The sequence below is a fragment of the Mesorhizobium sp. P2_E6 genome (assembly GCF_056403835.1).
Genome location: NZ_JBFUEQ010000004.1, coordinates 558,521 through 566,309, shown reverse-complemented (window position 1 = coordinate 566,309; position 7,789 = coordinate 558,521). Strand labels below are relative to the sequence as shown.

8 protein-coding genes are annotated in these 7,789 nt (G+C 63.1%); 6 read left to right on the top strand and 2 right to left on the bottom strand.

The genetic code is table 11. The annotated features are described in order from the left end of the window. Nucleotides 1-333, top strand: a 333-nt coding sequence (locus AC1D08_RS13460; RefSeq protein WP_477423340.1) for a 3-methyl-2-oxobutanoate hydroxymethyltransferase, incomplete at its 5' end; no start/stop codon positions are given. Nucleotides 334-829: 496 nt separating this feature from the next. Beyond that, nucleotides 830-1,873 carry a LacI family DNA-binding transcriptional regulator gene (locus tag AC1D08_RS13455; protein ID WP_069092850.1) on the top strand — a complete coding sequence of 348 codons (1,044 nt, stop codon included), beginning with the start codon at nt 830-832 and terminating at the stop codon, nt 1,871-1,873. A gap of 15 nt (nt 1,874-1,888) precedes the next feature. Here AC1D08_RS13455 and AC1D08_RS13450 read toward each other — a convergent pair whose 3' ends face one another. Next, nucleotides 1,889-2,920 carry an L-idonate 5-dehydrogenase gene (locus AC1D08_RS13450; RefSeq protein WP_477423338.1) on the bottom strand — a complete coding sequence of 344 codons (1,032 nt, stop codon included), beginning with the start codon at nt 2,918-2,920 and terminating at the stop codon, nt 1,889-1,891. 14 nt (nt 2,921-2,934) lie between these two features. Then, nucleotides 2,935-3,855, bottom strand: coding sequence for a 2-hydroxyacid dehydrogenase (locus tag AC1D08_RS13445; RefSeq protein WP_069093498.1), 921 nt, complete (start codon nt 3,853-3,855; stop codon nt 2,935-2,937). 174 nt (nt 3,856-4,029) lie between these two features. On the opposite strand from AC1D08_RS13445, the gene AC1D08_RS13440 reads away from it, so the two are divergent. From AC1D08_RS13440 to AC1D08_RS13425, 4 genes are all read left to right on the top strand, one after another. Beyond that, complete coding sequence (locus AC1D08_RS13440) at nt 4,030-4,767, top strand: SDR family oxidoreductase (RefSeq protein ID WP_069093497.1); 738 nt, start codon at nt 4,030-4,032, stop codon at nt 4,765-4,767. Further along, a complete protein-coding gene (locus AC1D08_RS13435) occupies nt 4,736-5,314 on the top strand; it encodes a gluconokinase (protein ID WP_477423336.1) in 579 nt (192 codons plus the stop codon). Before AC1D08_RS13440 ends, AC1D08_RS13435 begins: the two co-directional genes overlap by 32 nt. After that, nucleotides 5,311-6,195, top strand: a complete 885-nt coding sequence (locus AC1D08_RS13430; protein ID WP_477423334.1) for an NAD(P)-dependent oxidoreductase — start codon at nt 5,311-5,313, stop codon at nt 6,193-6,195. Before AC1D08_RS13435 ends, AC1D08_RS13430 begins: the two co-directional genes overlap by 4 nt. A 79-nt stretch (nt 6,196-6,274) precedes the next feature. Continuing rightward, on the top strand, nt 6,275-7,771 hold the full coding sequence (locus tag AC1D08_RS13425) for a sugar ABC transporter ATP-binding protein (protein WP_477423332.1): 1,497 nt from the start codon (nt 6,275-6,277) through the stop codon (nt 7,769-7,771). Nucleotides 7,772-7,789 lie beyond the last annotated feature (18 nt).

Genomic DNA, 7,789 nt, shown 5'->3' with positions numbered 1-7,789 from the left:
GCGGAGATCGAAGTGGTGCCGGTCGAGGTGGCGAAGGCGATCTCGGAGCGGACGTCGCTGATCATGCTGTCGATGGGGGCGGGGACCGGCTGCGACGCGCAATATCTGTTCGCCGACGACATTCTCGGCCAGAACCGTGGGCACATGCCTCGCCACTCCAAGGTCTATCGCAATTTCGCCGCCGAATATGATCGTTTGCAGGCTGAGCGGATCGCGGCGTTCTCCGAATATGTCGCCGACGTCAACAGCGGCGCTTATCCCGAGGACAGGCACGTCGTGCATATGGGCTCCGACGAGTTTGCGCTGTTCATGAAGAAGGTCGATCACACTTAGCCACGCTTCCTCCCAAGAGCAGACAGCCCGCTTCCGGGCCCATTGCGGTCATCTTGGAACAGGACTCCGAAGGGCCGCGTATGTTCGCAAAGGAGGCATTAGGGTTAGCTAAAGTCGACTTTATGGCGTCACGGACCCATGCGGAACGATACGGGAAGACTTCTGATTTTTGCCGACGAAAAACTCAACAAAATCAATGTTCCTAAAACGCCCTTGGCAACCACCATTCAGTCCGCCAGTTTGGGCGCCTTTTTGACTGTCTCAGAACAGTGTCGACATTCCCGTAGGTTAGTGGCGGCCCAACCGAGGCTCATGATCATGACACAATTGGGCCTCGTGTGTGGCTGTTGTCTTGTCGATTTGGTATCGATAACATGCCTTTGCGTGAAATTGATTCCAATGGGTGGTTCATGAGCGATGCTGGACGCCGCAGAGACCGTGTGCCCGAGCGTCTAGGGCTTTCCTTGGGCAGACCGCAGCCGGCCGCTGGAGCGGCATGATGGCCAAGGCAGCCGCATCGAGGCCGGGCGAAAGCCACACGCCGACGATGGTCGACGTGGCGCTGCGGGCCGGTGTGTCGACCATGACGGTGTCGCGAGCCTTGAAAGAGGGCAGCCGGGTTTCGAAGGCAACGCGCGAAAAGATCATGACAGCGGTCAACGATCTCGGCTACGTGCTCGACCAATCGGCCGGCAGCCTGTCCTCGCGCAAGACGGGGTTCGTCGCGGCGATCGTCCCCTCGATCAACAATTCCAACTTCGCCGATACCGCGCGCGGCATCACTGACGAACTTGAAAGCACCGGGCTCCAGCTCCTGCTCGGCTACACCGACTACACGGTCGAGAAGGAAGAACAGCTGATCGAGGCGATGCTGCGCCGGCGGCCGGAAGGCATCATCCTGACCGGCGGCGCTCATACTGATCGCGCCCGCCGCCTTCTGAAAAGCGCCGGCATTCCCGTGGTCGAAACCTGGGAGCTGCCGGCCAAGCCGATCGATCAGGTGGTTGGGTTTTCCAACGAAGAGGCGATGGGGCTGCTGGTCAAGACGCTCGCCAAAAAGGGCTACCGGAAGTTCGGTTACATCGGCGGCACGACCTCGCGCGACACGCGCGGCAGCCAGCGGCGCGAAGGCTTCGTCAGGGCAATCGAGGAACTCGGCCTGCCGACCGGCCGCCTCGTTTCCTTCGGCGTGCCGCCGATCTCCATCGAGCAGGGCGGCCAGGCCGTCGTCAGTATGCTGGAACGCTGGCCGGACACCGAGGCAGTGCTTTGCGTCTCGGATCTTTCGGCCTTTGGCGCGCTGATGGAATGCAAGCGCCGTGGCATGCGGGTGCCGCAGGACATCGCCATTGCCGGTTTTGGCGACTATGAGGTCGCCGCCTTCTGCCATCCCGGCATCACCACCGTGAATGTCGACTGCTATGGCATCGGGCAACAGGCTGCCCGAAGATTGATCCAGGTGATCCGCGGTGACGGCAAAAGGCACGGCCAGGAAATCGTTCTGACCGGCTACCGCGTCGTCGAGCGCGAAAGCACCTGACATTGCGGTGTCGGTTCAGAACGCGATCTGGACCTTCATCGATTTGTTGCGGTCGCCGGCGATCTCGAAAGCCGCAACTGCCTCGTCGAGCGGATAGATGCCTGATAGTAGCGGTTTGACATCCACCCGGCGGTGATTGATCAGGTCGACGGCGAGTGCGAACTCGTCGTGGAAGCGGAAGCTGCCGCGCATCTCGATCTCCTTGGCGACGATCAGGTTCTGCGGGATCGACACGTCGCCGCCGAGGCCGAGCTGCATCAGCACGCCGCGCGGCTTCAGAACATCGAGGCCGGCCCGCACGGCGCGTTCGTTGCCGGAAGCTTCGAACATGACGTCGAAACTGCCCTTGTCGACATTGTAGGCCGCGAGCTTTTCGCCGCTGGTCGCGACATTGATGGTCCGGTCGGCGCCGATCTCCAGGGCCTTTGCCAACACGCCGTCCATGACATCGGTGGCGACGATTTCGCGCGCGCCGTGGGCTCTGGCTGCCAGGATGCAAAGCGCGCCGATCGGCCCGCAGCCGGTGACCAGAACGCGCTTGCCGAGGAGCGAGCCGGCGCGGTTCATGGCATGCAGCGTCACTGCAAAGGGCTCGGCGAAAGCGGCTTCGTTGATGGAAACGTGGTCGGCTATTCTGTGGCACTGCCACGCTTCGGCGACCAGGCGCTGGCGGAACGCGCCCTGGATGTGCGGCATTGGCATGGCGCTGCCGTAGAAGCGCATGTTCAGACACTGGTTCTGCATGCCTTGCAGGCAGTAGCGGCAGGCATTGCAGGGACGGCTGGGCGAGATGGCGACGCGGTCGCCTATGGCAAGCGCCGAAACGCCATCGCCGATGGCCTTCACCGTGCCGGCGACCTCGTGGCCGAGGATCATCGGTTCGCGCAGGCGGATCGTACCGAAGCCGCCATGGTTGTAGTAGTGCAGATCCGAGCCGCAGATGCCGCCGGCTTCGACTGATATCTCCACCTGCCCATCGCCGAGGACGCCCGGATCGGTCTCCTCTATTCTCAGGTCCTTTGCCGCGTGGATGACGATCGACTTCATGATGTGATCCTCTCTCAGGCGACCGGCGTCAGCAAGGTCCGTCCACTGAAATGAGCCGCGAGGTTGTCGCGAACCAGCTGACCCATGGCCTTGCGCGTCTCCACCGTGCCGCTGCCATGGTGCGGTTGCAGCACGACATTGGAAAGTTTTCCGAAGCGCTCGTCGATTCTCGGCTCGTTCCAGAACACGTCGAGCCCGGCGCCCTTGATCGCACCGGATTCCAGCGCGGCGAGCAGCGCCGTTTCGTCGACCGTGCTGCCGCGCGCGATGTTGATCAGGATGCCGTCCGGCCCGAGCGCTGCCAGAACCTCTGCATTGACGATGTTTTTGGTGCCTTCGCCACCAGCCAGCGTCACCATCAGGAACTCGCTCCGACGCGCCAGCTCGACCAGATCGCCGACGAAGTCGTAAGGCAGCTCGTCGTGTTTGCGGGTGCCGAAATAGGCGATCTCGCAGTCGAACGCAGCCGTGCGCCGGGCCACCGCCTTGCCGATGCGGCCCATGCCGACAATGCCCAGCCTTTTTCCGTAGACGCGCGTGACCAGCGGCATGTTGGCCTTGCGCCAGCTGCCGTCGCGCACATAGGTGTCGGCCTGCGGAATCTGGCGCGCCACGGCGAGCAGCAGCCCGATGCCGATATCGGCCACATCCTCGGTCAACACATCAGGCGTGTTGGTGACGCGGATGCTGTTTTCCCTGGCGTAGGCCAGGTCGATGGCGTCGGTGCCCATACCGTAGCAGGAGACGATTTCGAGCTTCGGCAGTTTTGCCATCAGCGCAGCACTGGCGCCAAGTTCGCCGCGCGTCGCAATGGCGCGGATGGCATCCGCATGACTTGATATCAGCGCGTCCTTGTCTTCGGCCTGCCAAAGCTTGTGGACGCGATACTTCGCTTCGAGGTCTGCCATGTCCCAGTCCGGATAGGGGCCGGTCATCAATATGTCGGTCACTGCATCGTCTCCTCGCCAAGTGAATTTTTTCCATTGACTATGTTATCGATAACATTCATGTCAATAGGCACTGGCGGCGGCGCGGCGGAAATCGTATCCCGCTTCAGGGACATTCCTCGGGAGGAGCACTTGAGCAGTTCGTTGTTCGATTTGACCGGCATGCGGGCGTTGGTCACGGGGTCGGGGCAGGGCATCGGCCTGGCGCTGGCGGAGGGGCTGGCGCAGCACGGCGCCGAAATCGTGATTAACGGCCGCAGCGCAGAAAAAGTCAAAGCAGCCGCGGATGCGCTGGCGGCGAAGGGATACAAGGCCCATAGCGCCGTCTTCGACGTCACCGATCACGCGGCGGTAGCGGATGGCGTTGCCGAGATCGAGACGACGATCGGCGCCATTGACATCCTTATCAACAATGCCGGCATGCAGTTTCGCATGCCGCTCGAGGATTTCCCCGCCGACAAATGGGACGAGTTGCTGCGTACAAACATCTCAAGCGTGTTCTTCGTCGGGCAAGCGGTGGCGCGGCACATGATCCCGCGCAAGCGCGGCAAGATCATCAACATCGCTTCGGTGCAGAGCGAGTTGGCACGGACCAACATTGCGCCCTATACGGCCACGAAAGGCGCGGTGCGCAACCTGACGCGCGGCATGTGTGCCGACTGGGCCAAGCACGGGTTGCAGGTCAATTCCATCGCACCGGGCTACTTCAAGACGCCACTCAACCAGGCGCTGGTCGACAATCCCGAATTTTCAGCCTGGTTGACCAACCGCACGCCGGCGGGACGCTGGGGCGACGTCGGCGAACTGGTCGGCGCGGCGGTGTTCCTGGCCGGACCGGCCTCATCCTTTGTCAATGGACACACGCTCTATGTCGACGGTGGCATCACGACCTGTCTTTGAACCCGCGCTCATCGTCGTGATGGGCGTCAGCGGCTGCGGCAAGACCAGGGTCGGTGTCGAAATCGCCGCGCGGCTTGGTCTTGCCTTCGTCGAAGGCGATACGCTGCATCCACGCAGCAATGTCGAAAAGATGTCGGCGGGCATCCCGCTTGCCGATGAGGATCGCTGGCCCTGGTTGGATCTGGTCGGTGCAGCCTTGCGCCAGGCGCGTGAGGAGGGCCGCGGGCTGATCGTCTCTTGCTCGGCGCTGAAGAAGTCCTATCGCGATCGGCTTCGCCATGCGGCGGGCGGGCCGCTGTTTTTCGTCTTCCTGGAGGGGTCGCGCGCGCTGCTGCAAGCCAGGCTCGCCGCACGCCGCGACCACTTCTTCCCGCCGGCGCTGCTCGACAGCCAGTTCGCCGCGCTGGAACATCCTGGCGAAGAGAAGCTGGTGGTCACCGTGGACGTCGACGCCCCGGTCGACAGCATTGCCGATGTGGCGTTGAAGGGCCTGGACGCCTTTGGGATCGCCCCTGCCAGGATCAAGGAAAGAGGCTCGTTGAGATGACACAAGCTGCAAGAGTCGCCGTTGTCGGCGCCGGCATCATGGGATCCGCAATCGCCACCCGCCTGATCGAGACCAAGCAGGCGGTCACCGTGTTCGATCTGGACAAGGCAAAGGTTGCTGCCCTGACCGCGAAGGGTGCGTCTGCCGCAGCGTCGGTCGCCGAGGCAGTGCAAGCGAGCGACTTCGTCATCCTGAGCCTCAACCATGCCGATATCGTGCGTTCGGTGGTGTTCGGCGATGCCGGTGTCGCGGCTGCGGCATCGTCCGACAAGCTGCTGATCGACATGTCGTCGATTGACCCGGCCGACACCGCGCAAATGGCGAAGAAACTGGCGGCCGAGACGGGCATGAAATGGCTCGATTGTCCGCTTTCAGGCGGCGTTCCCGGCGCGCTGGCCGGCCGGCTGACCGTCATGGCGGGCGGCGAGGCGGCAGACTTCGAACACGCGCGTACGGTGATGCGGCATCTCTGCGCCAACTACACGCTGATGGGGCCGAGCGGGGCAGGGCAGACCACCAAGCTGATCAACCAGCTTTTCTGCGCGGTGCTGTTCCAGGCTGTTGCTGAAGCCGTGAAACTCGCCGAAGCCGGCGGCGTCGATCCGAAGGCAATCCCGGCGGCACTCAAGGGCGGACGCGCCGATTCCAGCATCATGCAGGAGTTCATGGCGAAGTTTGCCGCTCGCGATTTTTCAGCGACCGGCCGCATCGACAACATGCTCAAGGACCTGGATTCGCTGCAGGCCTTTGCCCTCAAGACCAAGACGCCGATGCCGATGACCGGGCAGGTGGTCGAGATCCACCGCTTGCTCTGCGCGGCTGGATTGGGGCCTAGGGATTCGGCCGAAATGATGCGCCTGCTCGACGGCAAGACCAGCTAAGCTGAGTGCCAAATTTTGTCGCTTGACGCTCAGAAATGTTATCGATAACATCATTTGGCGATCTCGGGAGGAACGCTTTGTGACTGAAGAAAAACTGATCGAGTTCAAGTCGATTACCAAGGAGTTTGGCGGCACCCGCGCGCTCTCCGACGTGACGCTCGATCTGCACAAAGGCGAGATCCTGGCACTGCTCGGCGAGAATGGCGCCGGCAAGTCGACTTTGATCAAGACGCTCGCCGGCATCTACCGTCCCGATGGCGGCCGCATCCTGTTTCGCGGCGAGCCCTATCACCACCGCCCGCCGCGGCCCAACCAGCGCCAATCCGTCGCCTTCATTCACCAGGATCTCGGTCTGATCGAATGGATGACGGTCGGCGAAAATGTCGGCCTCGCCCAGGGATTTTCGCTGCGCTCTGGTCTCATCGACTGGCGTTCCACCGAAAAGCGGGCGCACGAAGCCCTGAAGCTGGTCGGTTGTGATTTCGATCCGACGACGCGCGTCCAGGATTTGACCCGCACCGAAAAATCACTGGTCGCCATCGCCCGCGCGCTGGCCACCGAGGCCGATGTGCTGGTGCTCGACGAGCCGACCGCCAGCCTTCCGGCCGACGAGGTCGACCGCCTGTTCGACGCCATCCGCCCGCTCAAGCAGCGCGGCGTTGGCATGATCTATGTCTCGCATCGCCTCGACGAGATCTTTCGCATCGCCGACCGCGTCGCCGTGCTGCGCGACGGCAGGCTGGTCGGCCAGAAGAAGGTCGCCGACACCAGGCCCGACGAGCTGGTCGAGATGATCGTCGGCCGTCCGGTAAGCCAGGTTTTCAGCAAGGCTCAAACGCAGCCCGGCGAGACGGTGTGCGCCGTCCGCGACTTGGTGTGCGCCGGCGCTGGCCCGGTGTCGTTCGACGTGCGCAAGGGCGAGTTGCTCGGCCTGGTCGGACTGCGCGGCGCCGGACAAGAACTGGTCGGCCGGGCGCTGTTCGGCTGCCAGGCCTTTTCCGGCTCGGTGACGATCAATGGCGCTACGCCCGACCTGTCGAGCCCGATCGCGGCGATGTCGGCCGGCGTCGGCCTCATCGCCCGCGACCGAACCGAAGAATCGATCGCGGCCTCCTTGTCGATCCGCGAAAACAGTTTTCTCAATCCCGGTGCCGGCAAGCGGGGCCTGTTCTCGTTTCTGGCACCGCACAAGGAGGCTGCGCTGGCGCAAGTGATCGGCGGCTTGGTTGGGCTGCGCCCCAACGATCCGAACCTGCCGATCGAGGCGTTGTCGGGCGGTAACCAGCAAAAGGTGGTCGTCGGGCGCTGGCTCCACACCGGCCGCACGTTGCTGATCGCCGAGGACCCGACGGCCGGCGTAGACGTCGGCGCCAAGGCCGAGATCTACCGGCTGATCGGCCGCGCGCTCGAAGCCGGCCTCGCCGTCGTCGTGGTGTCGACCGATTTCGAGGAGATCGCGCATATCTGCCACCGCGCGCTGGTGTTTTCGCGTGGACAGATCGTGCGCGAACTCACCGGCGACGACCTGACCACATCCGCCGTGATCATTGCGGCATCGGCTTCCGAAGCCGCCTGATTTTTCTGGGAGCGAACC